Raw genomic sequence first — 15,636 nt, forward strand, 5'->3', positions numbered from 1 at the left:
CATCACTACTCTTCAAAAACGCTCCTGCGACAATCCACCGCTGCAAGCCTGCCTACAGGCGTTGTCATTTCTGCTTACACCTCTGATCTCATATTTTTACTTTTCCTTTAAATTTCAATTGCTTAACTATTTGGCACAGTCTGTGCCCTGTCTCCTGCGACCCGTGACCGTGCACGGGTCCTCGAATCGCGCCGGCGCTCCTGACTTCAGAGAGCCGGCAGTTCTGGAGGCACAAGAATAATGCTCATCACAGGTATCAAGAGCCGGCCGGTCTACGACCAGTTGCGCCCGCTCGCTGGTGGCCATCACCACATCATCGCCGGCCAGGGCAGCGGCGGCGCCGCCATGCTCCGCCTGCTCGCCGACATGCCGCGCACAGCGCCCATCCGCGTGCTGTATTCCACCGAGACTTTCTCCGGCCAGGATCACCTCGCCGCGCTGCGCGACATCACCGACGTGGAGCTGGCGATCTACCCGAGCAACCGCGCGCTGGTCGATGACCTGCACGCCCTGCTGGGCCAGTCGCGCATGGGCACCCGCCTGTATCTGGCCGGCTCGGAAAGCTTCATCGGCACCGCCATGCAGGCCGCCGACGCGATCAACCTGAACAAGGACGAGGTGCTGCGCGAACACGCCGGCTCCTTCGTACGTCGCGTCTGGTGCGTGCACTGCGACGGCTACACCGAGAACGTCACCCAGCGCGTCTTCGAGTGTCCGCACTGCGCCCGCACCCTGGTGGTCCGCGACCACTACTCCCGCCGCCTCGCGGCCTTCCAGGCGGTGAAGGCCGACGCCGAAGTCCCCGGCGAACTGCCCGAAGCCGAGGAGCTCGACACATGAGCCAGTCCAACGGAACCCTCAACGTCCGCGTCACCCGCATCGAGCAGGTGACCCCGGAGATCAAGCGCTTCACCCTGGCCTCCACCGACGGCGCTCATCTGACGCCGTTCTCCGGCGGCAGCAACGTCGTGGTGCTGATGCCCCACGCGACCGGCACCTACCGCAACGCCTACTCGCTGATGAGTTCGCCCTACGACGCCAGCGCCTACCAGATCGCCGTGCGCCGCGTGGAAGAAGGTCGTGGCGGCTCGAAGTACATGCACGACGTGGTGCAGGAAGGCGACGAGCTGGAAATCCTGCGCCCGGTGAACCTGTTCCCGCTGAGCAAGCACGCGCGCCTGCACCTGTTCATCGCCGGCGGCGTGGGCATCACCCCGGTGTGCTCGCAACTGGCCGAACTGCGCCTGCGCGGCACGCCCTTCGAAGTGCACCTGGCGGTGCGCGGCGACGCCCATGCGCGCCTGGGCGAAGAACTGCGGCAGGAATACGGCGACGCCGTGCGCCTGTACCGCGACGACCGTGGCGAGCGCCTGAACATTGCCGAAGTGCTGGCCGACCGGCCGCTGGGCAGCGACGTCTACGTCTGCGGCCCCGAGGGCATGATCCAGGCGACGATCGACGCCGCCCACGCCCACGGCTGGACCGACAGCCACATCCACTATGAGCGCTTCCTCGAACAGGGCAGCGTCGGCGAGGCGTTCCAGGTCACCCTGGCGCGCAGCGGCGCGACCATCCAGGTGTCGCCCGACCAGAGCCTGCTGGAGGCCGCCGAGGCCGCTGGCCACGAGATCCCGTACCTGTGCCGCGGCGGCGCTTGCGGCATGTGCGAGACCAACGTCCTGGAGCTGGACGGAGAAATCCTCCACACCGACGACTGGCTGTCCGACGAGGACAAGGCCGCCAACAAGAAAATCATGCCCTGCGTGTCGCGTGCCAAGTGCTCGCGGCTGGTCATCGACTGCTGAGCCGGAGAACGACCATGACCATCCAATTCCGCCCCGACGAAACCTACCGCGACGACTACACCTACGCGAACAGCCAGGAATGCATCGACCGCGCGCCCTGGCCCTTCCCGGACGATGAGTACATGTACTCGATGAACCTGGAGCCGCACGTCAGCGTGGGCAACGATGCCTTGCGCGCGGTGTTCGACATCGACGAGCACTACATCAGCGAGTGCCGCGACCGTGCGATCACCCTGGAGAAGGACCCAGGCATGCACTACGTCTCCGCGCCGCACATGATGGAGGCGCAGTGGGACCTGCTCGAACTGATCATGGAGTCCTACGCCAAGGACTACCCGGAGTACTTCTCCCTGGAGAAGGACGGCACCCGCTGGCACTGGACCAACAAGCTGCTGAACATCGACGACACCTTCACCTTCGGTGATCCGTCGACCCTGCCCTATGAGCCGATGGAGTACGTCACCCGCCAGGCCCAGGGCGACTGGGTCCTGCAGGAAGAGCGCGACGGCACCCTGTACTGGGGCGCGGGCATCGCCACCCAGCGCGCGGACTATTCGCTGCGCTTCAACCTGGGCATGGCCTGGCACGAATTCCACGGCCCGGTGCCGCTGGTGAAGGAAACCGGCATGCTCGACCGTGCGCTGAAGTTCCTGCTGCGCCTGCGCAACGGCCACCCGGTGCGCCGCCTGAACTGGTCGCTGACCGTCAACCCGCGCCTGGACGTGTCCGCCGAGTCCCTGCCCGAGTGGGCGCCGGACCGCACCACGGTGACCGCCGAGAACGCCGGTAAAAAGGTCTACTTGCGCATCGAGCTGCAACCGCTGCACCGTCTGCCGCGCAGCAACGCCATCGTGTTCCCGATCCGCACCTACCTGCTGAGCCTGGAAGACATCGCCACCAACCCGGCGTGGGCCAAGCGCATGCACCGCGTGCTCAAGTCCCTCAACCAGGAACTGGTCGACTACAAGGGCTTCACCCGCTACCGCGACCAGGCCGTGGAGTGGCTCTCGCAGTTCGACGACGGCCAGTAACGCCGCGCCATCACACACAACTAAAAACCCGAAAAGGGAACCGGCGGGCGTCGTGAGGCCCGCCGGCTGATTGCCTTCTGCCCATCAACCCCCTGAGAGGAAACAACGATGAGTGGGTCCCCTGCCAAGCGTGCCGCTGGCGTAACCGATTCCGATGCCGAGCAGCTCGCTGCCCTCGGCTACAGCTCCAATTTCGAACGCAGCATGAGCCTGTGGGAGAACTTTTCCCTGGGCTTCACCTACCTGTCGCCTGTCGTGGGCGTCTATACCCTGTTCGGCCTGTGCCTGGCCGCCGGGGGGCCGCCGATGTTCTGGACCTACCTGCTGATCGGCCTGGGTCAGTTGCTGGTGTGCCTGGTGTTCTGTGAGGTGGTCTCGCAGTTCCCGATCTCCGGCGGCGTCTACCCCTGGGCGCGTCGCCTGGTGGGCAAGCGCTGGGCGTGGATGGTCGGCTGGGTGTACGCCTGGGCGCTGTGCACCTCCATCGCCGGCATCGCCGTAGGCGCCAGCCCGTACATGGCGGCCATGCTCGGCTTCGAGATGCACGGCAACGCCGCCATCGGCATCGCCCTGGGCCTGATCGCCCTGTCCACCGTGCTCAACCTGTCCGGCACCAAGCTGCTGGCCCGCGTCGCCATGTTCGGCTTCATCTGCGAACTGGGCGGTGCGCTGCTGGTCGGCGGCTACCTGTTGATCTTCGAGCGCCACAACGACTTCAGCGTGCTGTTCAACACCTTCGACATCAAGGTCGACGGCAGCTACTGGCCGGCCTTCCTCGCCGCGTCGCTGGCGGGGCTGTTCCAGTACTACGGCTTCGAGGCCTGTGGCGACGTCGCCGAGGAAACCCCGAACCCCGGCAGGATGATCCCCAAGACCATGCGCATGACCATTTACATCGGCGGTGCCGCCGCGATGTTCGCCTGCCTGGCGCTGATCCTCTCGGTGCCGGACATCCAGCGCGTGATCAACGGCGAAGACACCGACCCGGTAACCACCATCCTGGCCAACGCCTTCGGACCGGTGGGTTCGAAACTGGTGATGGCGGTGGTGATGGTGTCGTTCGTGTCCTGCGTACTGAGCCTGCAAGCTGCCGCCAGCCGCCTGCTGTTCGCCTATGCCCGTGACGAGATGATCGTCGGCAGCAAGGCCCTGTCCAAGCTCAACACCAACCACGTGCCAGCCGTTGCGCTGGTGGTGGCGGGCGTGATGCCGGCGGCCATCGTCTGCCTGGGCCTGTTCATGGCCGATGCCGTGGCGACCATCGTCGGCTTCGCCGCGATCGGCATCTACGTGTCGTTCCAGCTGATCGTCATCGCCGCGCTGATCGCCCGCGCCAAGGGCTGGGTGCCCGGCGGGCAGTTCACCCTCGGCAAATGGGGCGTGCTGGTGAACGTGGCCGCGCTGGTCTACGGCGTGGCGGCAATCACCAACATGGTGTGGCCGCGCACCCCGGATGCTCCCTGGTACATGAACTACTCGATGATCCTCACCACGCTGGTGGTGCTGGGCGCGGGCCTGCTCTACATGCTGCTGGCCAAGCCCTACGACAAGGGCACCGCGCCGGCCGGCGACGCCCACCGGATCTCCGGCCGCCAACTACCCGCGCGCGCTGCGGGCGCGCTGACCGAACCGGCTTGATCGCAACGTTGACGCAATTCGGGCCATACGCCTGAGGGGCTGCGTCTGGATCGTCACCTTCCCCTGGTGACGGTCCCCTGCGTTTGCGCAACGGACCACCATCCCCGCGATGGTCGGTCCGTTTTTTTATGCCCGCTTTTGTAGGAGCGAGCCTGCTATCTGGCGATCCACAGCAGGCACAGCGAGAGCGTCACCAATGATCCCAAGGTCGACACCAGAATGCTCCGGGACACCACCGCCGCCTCGCGCTGGTAATACTCGGCGAGCATGAACGGCCCGGTGCCGGTGGGCAGCGCGCTGAGCAGCAGCGCGGAGTCCGCCCACAGCGGCGGCAGGTCGAAGACCTTGTAGGCGAGGAAGCCGGTGAGCAGCGGCTGGCCGATCAGCTTGATCATCACCAGCGGCCAGGCGCCGACCTGTTCGCCTTCCTGTTTCTGCGCCAGGAACAGCCCCAGCGACACCAGCGCACAGGGCGTGGTGGCGGCGGCGAGCATGTCGAGGAAATGCAGCAGCGGCGTCGGCAGGCCGATGCCACTGGCCGCCCACAGCCCGCCGATGATCGGCGACACCACCAGCGGGTTCTTGCCCAGCGCCTTGGTCACCACCCACACGGCGCGGCCGATGTGCTTCTCGGTCTGCAGGCCGACTTCGATGAACACCACCGAGATGGCGAACAGCACGCAGACCACCAGCAAGGAGGCGATCAGCGCCGGCTCCAGGCCGTCCTGGCCGAACACCAGCAGGCACAGGGGGATGCCCATGTAGCCGGTGTTGGCGTAGGACGCGCTGAGTCCGTCGATGCTCGCCGCCGGTAGCGGGCGGCCCTGTATCAGACGCCAGGCGAGGGTGGCGAAGAACACCAGCAGGCAACCACCGGTGAAGGCAGCGAGGAAGCCCGGCTGCCAGATTTCCGCCCAGGTCGCGGTGGCGGTGACCTTGAACAGCAGCGCCGGCAGGCACAGCCAGACCACCAGCCGGTTGATCTCCGACGCCGCCTGCGGGCCGAGGCGGTTGGTGCGCCGGCACAGCCAGCCCACCAGGATCAGCGCGAAGATCGGCAGGACGACGGACAGCACGTGGGACATGGCGGCACAACCGGACAACGGAACGGCTGGCGAGCATAGGGGCCGAGGCCGCCGACGTCCAATGCGACCTCGGTCTGAGATCAGACGCGCCCGCTGACCGGGATGCAGGCGCCGGTGATCGCCGCCGCGTCATCCGAGGCGAGGAACAGCAGGGTCGCCGCCAGTTGTTCCGGGCGCACCCAGCGGTCGAACTCGGCGTCGGGCATGTCGGCGCGGTTCTGCGGCGTGTCGATGATGCTCGGCATCAGCGCGTTGACGGTGATGCGCGCGTCCTTCAGCTCTTCCGCCAGCGCCTCGGTCAGGCGCATCACACCGGCCTTGGACGCCGCATAGGCGCCGGTTCCCAGCGCTGCGCGGGTGGCGGCGGCCGCCGCGATATTGAGGATGCGACCTTGACCACGCGCCTTCAGGTGCGCCAGCGCGGCCTGGCTGGAGACCACGGCGGTGCGCAGGTTGATGCGATACATCAGGTCCCAGGTGTCGACGTCGCCATCGGCCAGGGTTTCCCAGTGGAAGCCGCCAGCGACGTTGATCAGCGCGTCGAGGCCGCCGAAGTGCTCGCTGGCGCGGTCGATGGCGGTTCGGGCGGCGGTGCTGTCGGTCAGGTCGACGCCGCCCAGGGACAGCGCGCCGACCTGTGGATAACGCGGACTGACGGCCCGGTCGAGCAAGGCGACCTGCCAGCCGGCGTCGGCGAATCTCTGGCCGACCACGCTGCCCAGGTGGCCGAAGCCGCCGGTGATGGCGACGATCTTGTTCATGGAGTGCACCCTCAGGCGTTGGAAGAGCGGCCCTTATAGGGTTAGCACGGTGCGCGGAGAAAGGTCGCCGATGACAGATATACGGACGGATCGGGACGCGCCGGCCTAGCCCTGCATCAGCTCGCCCAGCAATTCGTCCTTGAGCCGTTGCAGCAGCGCATCCCCGCGTTGGCGCGGGTGTGGCAGGTCCACTCGCACCTCATGGCGAATCCGCCCCGGTCGCGCGTCCATGACGATCACCCGGTCGCCCAGGTACAGCGCCTCTTCCACGTCATGGGTGACCATGATCATGGTGCTGCGCTGCTGCACCCAGATGCGTTGCAGCTCATGTTGCAGGCGTACGCGGGTGAGGGCGTCGAGAGCGCCGAAGGGTTCGTCCAGCAGCAGCACCTTGGGCCGGGTGATGAGTGCGCGGGCGATGGCGGCGCGTTGCGCCATGCCGCCGGAGAGCTGGTGCGGGTAGGCCTGCTCGAAGCCGGTCAGGCCCACCAGTTCCAGGTGATCGGTGACCAGCTCGCGTTTCTCGGCGCGGCTGAGCTTCTGGTTCTTCAGCGCCAGGGCGATGTTCTCTTCCACGGTCTTCCAGGGGAACAGGCGGTGGTCCTGAAACACGATGCCGCGCGCAAGGCTGGTGCCGGTCACGGCCTCGCCGTCGAGCAGGATGCGCCCGCTGTAGTCGTTCTCCAGCCCGACGATCAGCCGCAGCAGCGAGGATTTGCCGCAGCCGCTGGCGCCGACGATGCTGACGAACTCGCCGGGGCGCACCGCCAGGTCGATGTTCTCCAGCACCGGCAGGCTGCGGCCGTCGATGGAATAGGCCTTGCTCAGGCCCTGGATGGCCAGCGCGCCGTGCTGCGCCTGCTGGGCCGGAAGAATGGCGGGGTCGAGAATCGCGTTCATGGTCTGGGCACTCATGGCAAAAGGCCGAATTCGAGAAGAGCTAGCGCAGGTTGCGCCAGCGCAGCAGGTGGCGCGCGGCGTGGGCGAACAGCTGGTTCATGGCGTAGCCGAGCAGGCCGATGCTGAGCACGCCGATCACCACGATCTCCATGCGCGAGCCGGTCTCGGCGGTCATCATCAGGTTGCCCAGGCCCATGCCGGTGGAGAGGAACAGCTCGCAGCCCACCGAGCTGACCCAGGCGAAGGCCAGCGCGTGCAGCACGCCGTTGCTCAGGCTGGGCAGCGCGCCGGGCAGCAGCACCTCGCGGAACTGCTGCCAGGGGCCGAAGGCGTAGAGACGGCCGACTTCGCGGTAGCGCTTCTCCACGTCGCGGAAGCCCTCGAAGGCGTTCAGCGTCATCGGGTAGAAGGCGGCCAGGCTGACGATCAGCACCTTGGACGCCTCGCCGCTACCGAACCACAGGGCGATCAGCGGGATCAGGCCGAGTATCGGCACCTGGCGTATCGTGTGATACAGCGGCGCGAACAGCCGCTCCAGCGGCCGCGATAGCGCCATGCCGGCGCCCAGCGTGAAGCCGGCGAGTACGCCCAGCAGCAGGCCGAGGCAGGTGCGTTGCAGGCTGGCGGAGACGCTCAGCCACAGCTCGCCGGTGTCGATCAGCTCGGCGAAGCCGGCGCCGATGCGCTCCAGCGGCACGAAGGCATAGGCGGCGCTGGCGCCCTGTTGCGACTGCCAGTGCCAGGCGGCGATGAGCAGCGCCGGCAGCACCAGTCCGCGCAGCGATTTGAAATAGCGAGTCATGGCGTCGGTCTCCAGCGCAGCAGGCGCTTTTCCAGCAGGCGGAAGGCGAAATCGAGAATGAAGCCGATGGCGCCGGTGACGATCACCCCGACCATCACGATGTCGATGCGCAACATCTGCCGGCTCAGCTCGATCATCTGTCCCAGGCCGCTGTCGGCGGCGAGCAGCTCGGCCGCCACCAGCACCATCCAGGCGCGGCTCAGGCTGATGCGCAGGCCGGTGACGATGGGCGGCGCGGCGGCGGGGAAGGCGACGTCGCGCAGCAGGCTCCACAGCGGCAGGCGGTACACGCTGGCGACCTCGAAGTACCCGCGCGGGATACCCTTCACGCCCTCGCTGGCGGCCAGCGCCACGGGGAAGAAGGCTGCCTTGGTGACGATCAGGATCTTGAAGGTTTCCTCCACGCCGAAGAACAGGATGAACATGGGGATCAGCGCGATCGATGGCACCTGGCGCAGGGTGTGGAACAGCGGCGCGCAGTAGGCTTCCACGGTTTTCGACAGGGCCATGGCGGTGCCGAACAACAGCCCGCCGACGGCGCCGATGGAGAAGCCGATGGCCAGGCGCGACAGGCTGTTCGCCATGTGCTCGCGCAACTCGCCGCTGGCCAGCAGGTCCTTGAAACTGGCCCAGACTTCCGCCGGCGGCACCAGCAGTTGCGGCGGGAACCAGCCGGCGCGGGCAGCGACGAACCAGGCCAGCAGCAGGAGCAGGGGCGAGGCGAACCAGCTCAGGCGATCCAGGGTGCGAGTCATGCTCAACCCTCCTGCCCGAGCAGCGGCCCGGCGCTGTGGCGGCGCAGCTTGCGTTGCCAGCAGAACAGCGCGGCCAGCAGCACTAGGGGAATCCAGCAGAGGAACAGGTTGCCCAGCCCGACGAAGTGGCTGATCGCCCCACCCAGCAGCGCGCCGGAAAAGCTGCCGGACATGGAGGCGAGGTTGAACAGCCCGGAAATCTTGCTCTTGTCCATGGCGTGCTCGCCCAGCTGGGCCATGTTCACCAGGTGGATGAGTGCCGCCGCCGCGCTGAGCAGCACGCCGCCCAGGGCCAGCAGCCAGTAGTTGTGCGCGCTGCCGAGCAGCAGTAGGGCGAGTAGTGCCGCGGAAAGGCTGCCGATGTAGGCCAGGCGCCGGCCGCTGCGCTCGATCAGGTAGCCGAAGCCGAACAGCCCGAGCACCGAGGCCAGGCCCTGGATCATCACCAGGCTCACCGCCTGGCCTTGCGACAGCCCGGCGACGTCCATCGCCAGCAGCAGGATGAAGGTGCCGAACAGCGCGCCGGTGGCGGCGCTGAGCAGCTCGATCAGGCAACTCTCGGCGATCTCGACGTTGGCCAGCATGGCGCCGACCTGTTGCAGCAATCCACCGGTGGCGGCAGCGACGGGTACGTCTTCGCTGGGTGCCTCGCCTTCCCAGAAACCGAGGCTGTAGAAGGCCATCAGGCCAAAGCACAGGCCGATGGCGGCAAAGCCCCAGGTGAAGCTCGTCGCGCCGCTCAGCCAGTTGCCCAGCAGCGGCCCGAGCAGGCCCATGCCCAGGGTCAGCGAGCCGCGATACCAGCCGGCCTTGTCGTTGCCGATGCGCTTCAGTTGGCGCAGGAAGGCACTGTTCATGGCGACGATGCGGAACGGGATGCACAGGCCGATCAGCAGCCGCGCGAAGGCCAGCCACAACCAGCCGCCGAACAGCGGGATGGCCAGGTTCAGCAGCATCGGCCCGAGGCTGGCGAGGAAGTACACCCGGCGCGCGCCGAAGCGGGCGATGACGAAGCCGGCGGGCAGGGTGAGGATCACCATGCCGAGGGCTTCCATCGCCGAGATGATGCCGATCTGCATGGCGTTGGCGCCGATGCTGATGGCGTACAGCGTGGTGACGATCTTCGCCATGCCGATAGTGGCGCCGCTGAAGGCCGCCAGCAGCATGAAATTGAGCAGGAAGGCGCCAGGCCGCGCCGGGCTAGATGGCGACATCGATCTTCCCCAGCAGGGCTTCCAGCGGACGCGGGTCGATCCAGTCGTCCACGTTGACGTGGTTGCCGATGAACTCCCAGCGCTGCAGGAATGCGGTGAGGTCGCGCAGCGCGTTGACCGAGCGCTCGGCCAGGTTGGTCTGCAGGCGCAGGTGCGCGTCTTCCCCGTAGGCGCTGGCCACCCAGAACTCGCTGGTGTTGAGCTCGCGGGCGAGGAAGCGACGGGTGTCTTCCGGGTGCGCCCAGGCCCATTGCTCGGCGCGCAGCACGGTGTCGAGCACCCGCACGGCGGCATCGAAATGTTCGTCCAGCAATTGCTGGTCGACGGTCAGGGTGCGCGGCGTGCCGATGTTGGAGCGGACCAGCGGCTCGGGGTGCGAACCGACATCCAGCACCACGTGCAGGCCGAATTCATGGGCCAGCTGCAGACCGTGGGCGCCCTTGAGAAAGATCGCGTCGATGTCGCCACGCAGCAGGCCGATCAGTTCGTTGTTGCGCTGCACCACGCGGTTGCCCTTGAGCGCCACCTGGGCGCCGAACACGTGGCGTACCGGGTCGTCGCTGAAGGTGCCGCCGTAGGGGTAGTCCACCAGCTCGACGTCGCGCACTTCCAGGCCTTCCAGCCGCAGGGCGTTCTCCAGGCCGCGCAGGGACTGGGCGCGGGTGAAGTCGATCTGCACGTTGGCCCACTTCGGCAGGCCGAAACGCCGGTGGCGCAGGTCGCGGATGCTGCGCACGCCGCTGTCCGGGGCGCTGACGATGAGCTGCACTTCGTCGCTCCACGACAAGCCGATTACCCGTGTGCGCGCGCCGCTGGCGCGGGCCCAGATGGCCGGGATGTTGCCGCCGTGGCGTACGGAGTAGGGCAGGTGATGGTCGAAATGCGCCTCGCGCACCTCGCGCTCGGAGGATTCGCGCAGCGACTGGATGCGCGTGCCGAAGGGGCGGAAGGCCTGGGCCAGGCGCCCGGATTCGACGGCGATGCCGAGCCCCGTGGGAACGGGGCTGTGGGTGTACCAGAGGGTTTCCAGCGGTGTGCTCATGGGTGTCCGTCAGGGAAGAAAACCCCCGCGCCGTCGCGCAGGGGCGGAAGAGGGAATCGCCCTCGTGACGTTGATCAGCCGGCCTTCTGTGCCAGGCGGCTGCGCAGGGCTTCCAGCGGGCGCGGGTCGATCCACTCACGCACGTCGAAGCGTGCCGGGATGAAGTTCCAGCGCTGCAGGAAGTCGGTGAAGTCCTGCAGGGCGAGGATCGAGCCTTCGTCGAGGTTGGTGCGCAGGCGCAGGTGGGCGTCTTCGCCATAGGCGGTGGCGACCCAGAACTCGCTGCTGTTGGTTTCCCGCGCCAGGTAGCGGCGGGTGTCGTCCGGGTGCTGGTGCGCCCAGTCTTCGGCGCGTAGCACCGAGGCGAGGATCGCGCTGGCGGCGTCGGGGTGCTGTTCCAGCAGGTTGAGGTCGACGCTCAGGGTGCGCGGCGTGCCGTTGTTGGAGCGAATCAGCGGCTCCGGGTGCGCGCCGGTGTCGATCACCGTGTGCAGGCCGAACTGCTGCACCAGCTGCACGGCGTGGGCGCCCTTGAGGAAGATGGCGTCCACTTCACCGCGCAGCAGGCCGACCAGCTCCGGGTTCTGGCTGCGCCGGCGGCTGCCGCCGTGGCCGGTGATGCCGACGATGTTGCTCGGCGCCTCGTCGCTGAAGGTGCCCTTCAGGCCGAAGTCCACCAGCTCCAGGTCGCGCACTTCCAGGCCTTCCAGGCGCAGGGCGTTCTCCAGGCCGCGGATGGCCTGCGCGCGGGTGAAGTCGATCTGCGCGCCGCTCCAGTCCGGCAGGCCGAAGCGCCGGCCCTTGAGGTCGCGCACGGTACGGATGCCGCTCTCGGCGGTGGTCAGGATCAGCTGCGCTTCATCGGCCCAGGACAGGCCGATCACGCGGGTTTCGCGGCCGCTGGCGCGGGCCCAGATGGCCGGGATGTTGCCGCCGTGGCGTACGGAGTTCTGCAGGGTGTGGTCGAAGTGCGACTCGCGCACCGCCTGGTCAGCGGACTCGCGCAGCGACTTGATCTGCGTGCCCTGCTCGGCCAGGGCTTCTTCCAGCCAGCCTTTCTGCACGGCGATGCCGAGGCCGGTGGGCACCGGGCAGCGGGTGTACCAGAGGGTATCGAGGGGACGGGACATGTTCAGCTCCTTGTGGCTCAGGCGCGAGCCTTGAGTTCGTGGACATCGGCGCGTTTGCCCTGGACCAGCGGCAGGACTTCCTGGCCGATCCGCAGGGCTTCTTCCAGGTGCGGGTTGCCGGCGAGGATGAAGGTGGAGAAACCGGCATCGCGGTATTCGGCGAGGCGTTCGGCGACGTTCTCGTGGCTGCCCACCAGGCCAATGGTCGGCCCCGGTTTGGCCTTGCCGAAGCCGGCCCAGAGGTTGGGGCCGATGATCAGGTCGTCGAAGCGCTCGACGTTCTGGTGGTAGGCGGTCTGCCGCGCAGCACCGACCGAATCCGAGCCGGTGGCGAAGTTCTTGATGAAGGCGCTGGTACGCGCATCGATGCGCTCGTACTGGCGGCGCAGCTCGCTCCAGGCGGCCTCTTCGGTCTCGCGGGCGAACAGGTCGATGCGGATGCCGAAGCGGATCTCGCGGCCCTGCTTGTCGGCCAGCTCGCGCACGCGCTCCAGGTGCGGCTTGAGCTTGTCGATGGGCTCGGCCCAGTTCAGGTAGACGTCGGCATGTTTCGCCGCGACGTCCAGAGCCGGCTCGGAGAAGCCGGAGAAGTACACGCCCGGCTTGCGCACGTGCTTCAGCGCGATGGGCAGCGAGCCGTTCTCCAGCTGGTAGACCTCGCCCTGGTAGGAGAACTGCTCGTTCTTCCACAGGCCGTCGATGATGTCGAGGAACTCGCCGGTACGCTGGTAGCGCTTGTCGTGCTCGAGGAAGTCACCGTTGGCGCGCTGGCTGGCGGGGTTGCCGCCGGTGATGATGTTCCACTCCAGGCGGTCGCGGGACAGGTGCTGGAGGATCGCCGCCTGCTGCGCGGCGTAGGCCGGCAGCGTCCAGGCGGCCTGGAAGGCGATCAGGAACTTGATCCGGCGGGTCTCGCGGGCCAGCGCGGCGGCGGCGATCCACGGCTCCGGCCCGGTGGGCAGCAGCGCACCTTCGAAGCCGGCGATCTCGGCGGCCTTGGCCACCTGGGCGATGTAGTCGATGTAGGTGAAACCGTCCGGCTCGCCGTTGGGCAGGCGGCCCGGGGCGATGTTGCCGGGACGCTCGATGTGGCTGCCACGGTTGTTCTTGTCCGAGGCGAGATAGGGACCGTCGCTGCCCAGCGGCAGTCGCCAGAAGAATTCGGTGCTCATGGGCTTGCTCCTTTGCTTTGCGGGGGCAGCGTCGTGCTGCTCGTGCAGGGTCTTGAGCAAGGGCTGTGCCCAAAGGCTGGAGGCCAGGCGGGGCGGGGCTTTCAGGACAGTGTGCTGCGATAGCAGCAGGGCGTTTGTCTGTACAGCAGCAGTGGGGCAGCAGGGGATGCTGGGCGGGCAGCAATTTCGGCAGCGTTCAGACCGTTTCAGCCCTCATGCGCATTCGCGTTGTTCATAAATGGCTGATTTGGTTGAGTATTTTTTAATGGCACAAGTCCTGCTCAGTCACTGGAACACCGCCACGCGGTTCATCCATCCCCGACTGCCAGGAGGCATTCCATGTCCACCCTCGACCCGAAACTCGCCAGCCAGCTCGAACAGGTCCGCCGCGACTTCGCCAAGGCCTTCCGCGTGCTCAAGGAAAGCCGCACCCTCACCGCCACCAACACCTACCAGGCCTATGTGCGCGTGCCGGACAGCGACAAGGTGATCGCCGTCCACGCTCCCAACCCCTGGGCGGACGACCAGGAAATCCGCGCGGTGATCTCGACCTGGGACGGCGACGTGATCCTTGACGAAAGCATCGCCGGCGCGACCCCGCTCAGCGGTCGTGGCGCCGGCGGCAACGGCAAGCGCTATGCGGCAATCTTCCAGGCGCGCCCGGAAATCAACGTGGTGATCCACGTGCACACGCCCTACCTCGGCGGCTGGGCCAGCGCCCACCGCGTGCTGCCGATCCGCTACGCCGCCTCCCAGCGCGTGACCCTGGCCCGCGAGCTGCCGATCTACATCGACCGCCGCCAGCCCGAGCCGCTGTTCATCCTCGACAGGATCGCCGAGAACCCGCACGCCCCGGCCATCCTCGAAGCCAACGGCGGCGCGACCTTCTGGGGCGAGGACCTGATCAAGGCGTCCAAACTGATCCTGCTGATCGAGGAAGGCGCCTACTTCCAGGGTCTCGCCGAAGGCCTCGGCGGCTCCCAGGAATTCGGCCCCGGCGTACTGGAGCAGCAGTGGAAAATGACCGGCCTCTGGGAGCAGGGGCAGAAGCTGCTGGAAGCGGCGGCTTGAGCCGTTCCTGAGAAAGGAAAAAGCCCTCTAGCGAGGGCTTTTTCATGTCTGCCAATCGACAGGTTTCTTGTAAGAGCGAGCCTGCTTGCGAATGCCCCCCCTGTGGAGTCGGTTCGCGAGCAAGCTCGCTCCTCCGCTCAGGTCAGGGCTTGGCCGCGACGGATGGCCCGGCGCTGCGCTGCCAGAAGCTCTCCAGTTGCAGGCTCTTCAGCCCCTGCTCGACGAACTTCGGTTCCAGCAGGTCCTCAACCTTTACCTCGCCACGGATCAGCCTGGCCTGCTGGCTGTAGGCAATGCCGTCGGCGTAGTGCTTGCGCAGGGCCTCGTCGTAGATCGGCGAGAAGTGCGCCGACCAGGGCTCGCCAGCCACCTCGCGTTGCAGCACGCTCAGCGGCACGCCGGAGCGCGATTGCGCCTCCTGGTACGCCGCCTGGTTGGCGTCCTGGGAGACCCACCACGCGGCTTTCAGGTAGGCGTCCACCACCAGCTGGGTGAGGTCGGGATGATCCTTGACGAAGTCCCGTGCGCCCCAGACTTCGGCGCGCATCTTCCAGTCCGCCGGGGCCTCCTTGCTCGACCAGATGATCTGGCCGACCTGCTTGTCTTCCAGCAGGAAGGCGTCGCTCAGGGTGAAGAAGGCATCCACCCGCCCGGCGCTCAGCGCGGCGGCGCCGGCCTGGGGGTTGAGGTTGAAGATGCGGAAGTCTTCGAAGCGAAGGTTATTGGCTTCCAGCAGCTTGGCGAACGATAGCTCCCACGGCCGTCCCCGGTGCAGGGCGATGCGCTTGCCCTTGAGGTCGGCGATGGATTTCGCCGTGGAGCCCGGCGGCACCACGAGGTAGACGTTGTTGCCGATGCCGCCGGGGACGATCAGCTGGGTCTGTACGCCGGACGCGTTGGCGATGATCGACGGGAGGTCGCCGTAGAAGGCGAAGTCGATGCGCTTGTTGGCGAATTCCTCATTGACGAAGGTGCCCACCGAGGCGGTGGCGGCGGGCACCCACTCCAGCTTGATGCCGCGCTGGGCCAGCTGTTGCTCCAGCCACTTGTCGCGGTCGATGACGTAGGCCGGGCCGTTGAAGGTGATCTGCCCGGCATTGGCATAGGCCACGGTGGCGATGCGCAGGGTGGTCGGCTGCTCGGCGGCCAGGGCGTGGCCCGCGAGCAGCAGGGCGGCGGCCGGCAGCAGCCGGCGCAGCGTGCGATGGATCAGGGACATGGTCGTTACCT

At 67.1% G+C, this 15,636-nt stretch carries 15 protein-coding genes; 5 read left to right on the top strand and 10 right to left on the bottom strand.

The window, feature by feature from the left end:
• Positions 1-240: 240 nt before the first annotated feature.
• From O6P39_RS01155 to O6P39_RS01170, 4 genes are all read left to right on the top strand, one after another.
• Positions 241-840, top strand: coding sequence for a dimethylamine monooxygenase subunit DmmA family protein (locus O6P39_RS01155; RefSeq protein WP_275609663.1), 600 nt, complete (start codon positions 241-243; stop codon positions 838-840).
• Complete coding sequence (locus O6P39_RS01160) at positions 837-1,805, top strand: PDR/VanB family oxidoreductase (RefSeq protein WP_275609664.1); 969 nt, start codon at positions 837-839, stop codon at positions 1,803-1,805. The genes O6P39_RS01155 and O6P39_RS01160 overlap by 4 nt, the downstream gene beginning before the upstream one ends.
• A gap of 14 nt (positions 1,806-1,819) precedes the next feature.
• Complete coding sequence (locus tag O6P39_RS01165) at positions 1,820-2,836, top strand: DUF3445 domain-containing protein (RefSeq protein ID WP_275609665.1); 1,017 nt, start codon at positions 1,820-1,822, stop codon at positions 2,834-2,836.
• A 108-nt stretch (positions 2,837-2,944) separates the two neighbouring features.
• Positions 2,945-4,474: an amino acid permease gene (locus tag O6P39_RS01170; protein ID WP_275609666.1), complete on the top strand. Its 1,530-nt coding sequence runs from the start codon at positions 2,945-2,947 to the stop codon at positions 4,472-4,474.
• A 155-nt stretch (positions 4,475-4,629) separates the two neighbouring features.
• Here O6P39_RS01170 and O6P39_RS01175 read toward each other — a convergent pair whose 3' ends face one another.
• The 9 genes from O6P39_RS01175 to O6P39_RS01215 all read right to left on the bottom strand — a co-directional run bounded on the left by O6P39_RS01175 (position 4,630) and on the right by O6P39_RS01215 (position 13,335).
• A complete protein-coding gene (locus O6P39_RS01175; protein ID WP_275609667.1) occupies positions 4,630-5,559 on the bottom strand; it encodes an AEC family transporter in 930 nt (309 codons plus the stop codon).
• Between the two features lie 80 nt (positions 5,560-5,639).
• The gene (locus O6P39_RS01180) at positions 5,640-6,320 is read right to left on the bottom strand and encodes an SDR family NAD(P)-dependent oxidoreductase (protein ID WP_275609668.1); all 681 of its coding nucleotides are present in this window, start codon (positions 6,318-6,320) and stop codon (positions 5,640-5,642) included.
• A gap of 105 nt (positions 6,321-6,425) precedes the next feature.
• Positions 6,426-7,220, bottom strand: coding sequence for an ABC transporter ATP-binding protein (locus tag O6P39_RS01185; RefSeq protein WP_275612055.1), 795 nt, complete (start codon positions 7,218-7,220; stop codon positions 6,426-6,428).
• 40 nt (positions 7,221-7,260) lie between these two features.
• Positions 7,261-8,022 carry an ABC transporter permease gene (locus O6P39_RS01190; protein WP_275609669.1) on the bottom strand — a complete coding sequence of 254 codons (762 nt, stop codon included), beginning with the start codon at positions 8,020-8,022 and terminating at the stop codon, positions 7,261-7,263.
• Positions 8,019-8,777 carry an ABC transporter permease gene (locus O6P39_RS01195; RefSeq protein ID WP_275609670.1) on the bottom strand — a complete coding sequence of 253 codons (759 nt, stop codon included), beginning with the start codon at positions 8,775-8,777 and terminating at the stop codon, positions 8,019-8,021. The genes O6P39_RS01190 and O6P39_RS01195 overlap by 4 nt, the downstream gene beginning before the upstream one ends.
• A gap of 2 nt (positions 8,778-8,779) precedes the next feature.
• Positions 8,780-9,991 (bottom strand): MFS transporter, encoded by a 1,212-nt coding sequence (locus tag O6P39_RS01200; RefSeq protein WP_275609671.1) that lies wholly within the window; start codon positions 9,989-9,991, stop codon positions 8,780-8,782.
• Positions 9,978-11,033, bottom strand: coding sequence for an ABC transporter substrate-binding protein (locus O6P39_RS01205; protein ID WP_275609672.1), 1,056 nt, complete (start codon positions 11,031-11,033; stop codon positions 9,978-9,980). The genes O6P39_RS01200 and O6P39_RS01205 overlap by 14 nt, the downstream gene beginning before the upstream one ends.
• A gap of 74 nt (positions 11,034-11,107) precedes the next feature.
• A complete protein-coding gene (locus O6P39_RS01210) occupies positions 11,108-12,163 on the bottom strand; it encodes an ABC transporter substrate-binding protein (RefSeq protein ID WP_275609673.1) in 1,056 nt (351 codons plus the stop codon).
• 17 nt (positions 12,164-12,180) lie between these two features.
• On the bottom strand, positions 12,181-13,335 hold the full coding sequence (locus O6P39_RS01215) for an LLM class flavin-dependent oxidoreductase (protein ID WP_275609674.1): 1,155 nt from the start codon (positions 13,333-13,335) through the stop codon (positions 12,181-12,183).
• A gap of 339 nt (positions 13,336-13,674) precedes the next feature.
• On the opposite strand from O6P39_RS01215, the gene O6P39_RS01220 reads away from it, so the two are divergent.
• Positions 13,675-14,406 (top strand): class II aldolase/adducin family protein, encoded by a 732-nt coding sequence (locus O6P39_RS01220; protein WP_275609675.1) that lies wholly within the window; start codon positions 13,675-13,677, stop codon positions 14,404-14,406.
• Positions 14,407-14,548: 142 nt separating this feature from the next.
• Here the strand turns inward: O6P39_RS01220 and O6P39_RS01225 are convergent, their stop codons facing one another.
• Positions 14,549-15,625 (bottom strand): ABC transporter substrate-binding protein, encoded by a 1,077-nt coding sequence (locus O6P39_RS01225; protein ID WP_275609676.1) that lies wholly within the window; start codon positions 15,623-15,625, stop codon positions 14,549-14,551.
• Positions 15,626-15,636: the final 11 nt, after the last annotated feature.

The sequence above is a fragment of the Pseudomonas sp. PSE14 genome, assembly GCF_029203285.1.
In the GTDB taxonomy this organism is placed as follows: Bacteria; Pseudomonadota; Gammaproteobacteria; order Pseudomonadales; family Pseudomonadaceae; genus Pseudomonas.

Excerpts from the sequence above, each read along its gene's own strand:
- O6P39_RS01185 (WP_275612055.1), bottom strand. The coding sequence starts at position 7,220 with ATGAACGCGATTCTCGACCCCGCCATTCTTCCGGCCCAGCAGGCGCAG.
- O6P39_RS01220 (WP_275609675.1), top strand. The coding sequence starts at position 13,675 with ATGTCCACCCTCGACCCGAAACTCGCCAGCCAGCTCGAACAGGTCCGC.
- O6P39_RS01215 (WP_275609674.1), bottom strand. The coding sequence starts at position 13,335 with ATGAGCACCGAATTCTTCTGGCGACTGCCGCTGGGCAGCGACGGTCCC.
- O6P39_RS01155 (WP_275609663.1), top strand. The coding sequence starts at position 241 with ATGCTCATCACAGGTATCAAGAGCCGGCCGGTCTACGACCAGTTGCGC.
- O6P39_RS01195 (WP_275609670.1), bottom strand. The coding sequence starts at position 8,777 with ATGACTCGCACCCTGGATCGCCTGAGCTGGTTCGCCTCGCCCCTGCTC.
- O6P39_RS01165 (WP_275609665.1), top strand. The coding sequence starts at position 1,820 with ATGACCATCCAATTCCGCCCCGACGAAACCTACCGCGACGACTACACC.
- O6P39_RS01205 (WP_275609672.1), bottom strand. The coding sequence starts at position 11,033 with ATGAGCACACCGCTGGAAACCCTCTGGTACACCCACAGCCCCGTTCCC.
- O6P39_RS01170 (WP_275609666.1), top strand. The coding sequence starts at position 2,945 with ATGAGTGGGTCCCCTGCCAAGCGTGCCGCTGGCGTAACCGATTCCGAT.
- O6P39_RS01160 (WP_275609664.1), top strand. The coding sequence starts at position 837 with ATGAGCCAGTCCAACGGAACCCTCAACGTCCGCGTCACCCGCATCGAG.
- O6P39_RS01210 (WP_275609673.1), bottom strand. The coding sequence starts at position 12,163 with ATGTCCCGTCCCCTCGATACCCTCTGGTACACCCGCTGCCCGGTGCCC.
- O6P39_RS01180 (WP_275609668.1), bottom strand. The coding sequence starts at position 6,320 with ATGAACAAGATCGTCGCCATCACCGGCGGCTTCGGCCACCTGGGCAGC.
- O6P39_RS01200 (WP_275609671.1), bottom strand. The coding sequence starts at position 9,991 with ATGTCGCCATCTAGCCCGGCGCGGCCTGGCGCCTTCCTGCTCAATTTC.
- O6P39_RS01175 (WP_275609667.1), bottom strand. The coding sequence starts at position 5,559 with ATGTCCCACGTGCTGTCCGTCGTCCTGCCGATCTTCGCGCTGATCCTG.
- O6P39_RS01225 (WP_275609676.1), bottom strand. The coding sequence starts at position 15,625 with ATGTCCCTGATCCATCGCACGCTGCGCCGGCTGCTGCCGGCCGCCGCC.
- O6P39_RS01190 (WP_275609669.1), bottom strand. The coding sequence starts at position 8,022 with ATGACTCGCTATTTCAAATCGCTGCGCGGACTGGTGCTGCCGGCGCTG.